This window comes from Pseudomonas sp. PAGU 2196, assembly GCF_022179005.1.
In the GTDB taxonomy this organism is placed as follows: Bacteria; Pseudomonadota; Gammaproteobacteria; order Pseudomonadales; family Pseudomonadaceae; genus Aquipseudomonas; species Aquipseudomonas kermanshahensis.
The window spans coordinates 1-946 of the sequence record NZ_BNTL01000089.1; the positions used below are offsets into that span (position 1 = coordinate 1).

The 946-nt window shown below is 39.1% G+C and carries 1 protein-coding gene and 1 pseudogene; both read left to right on the plus strand.

All coding sequences use genetic code 11. The annotated features are described in order from the left end of the window. Positions 1-212, plus strand: a 212-nt coding sequence (locus tag MFF34_RS28075) for a hypothetical protein (protein WP_374707432.1), incomplete at its 5' end; no start/stop codon positions are given. Positions 213-261: 49 nt separating this feature from the next. Next, positions 262-946 (plus strand): annotated as a pseudogene (yadC, locus tag MFF34_RS28080) (fimbrial tip-adhesin YadC); the annotation flags it as partial.

The window sequence follows — 946 nt, forward strand, 5'->3', positions numbered from 1 at the left end:
GAGTAGTTATATTTTCTACTCAGGATTCGGCGAATACATTCAATGTTCTTAATGCTTCAGGCGGATCTCGTTCCGTTTATCCAGTAATGTCGGATGACATGAATGGTTCATCCTGGAAATTTAGCACCCGAATGCAAAAAATCGATCCTGCATTGAGTGTTACATCTGGTCAACTTATGAGCCATGTGTTAGTGGATATTTACTACGAATAACAAACAAAAACAGCGCAAACCATAACAATAAAGAAACATTGGAGTAAAAATGAAGACTATCTTCAGGTACATTCTTTTTTTAGCACTGTATTCTTGTTGTAATACAGTCAGTGCATATACAAGTTTTATTGTGGGAAATAATGCAGGAGTTGATAACTATCGAGGCCCCTCCACTGCCGCACAGATGACCTTTAATTACACATCAACAGCAAGCAACTTGGTTTTTTATAAACCCACGCAGCTCGGCCCGACTGGGGTAAAAATGTACTGGTCATACCTGGATACAGGTACCGGTGGTGGTATTCTTTACTGCAATACATCTGGCAGAGCGAATCCTGGTCCAATAACTATTGAAAATGCCATGGTCTATTCAGGTAAAGATTATGGCGGACATAAACTATTTAATACATCTGTTCCTGGTCTGTATTACACCATGTTAATATCAAGGGTCTGGTCTGCATACGATACAATAACTGACATTCAATCGCCAGGAATCTATATCGGAGATCCTTCCAACCAAGAATTTTTCTTTTCCGTCACAGACAGCGATCTACAAACTAAGGGTTGCAACAAAGCAGACGACTACGATAAGTTTTGGGCTATTGGTGGTATAGTACACAACATAACTGTTGAATTTTATACAGATACTAATTTCGATCCTACACTTAATCAGCAAGTCCAGTTATCCAGTTCATCAAATTACCTTTATTCGTTTAAGGCCTACAGTCCTGGTA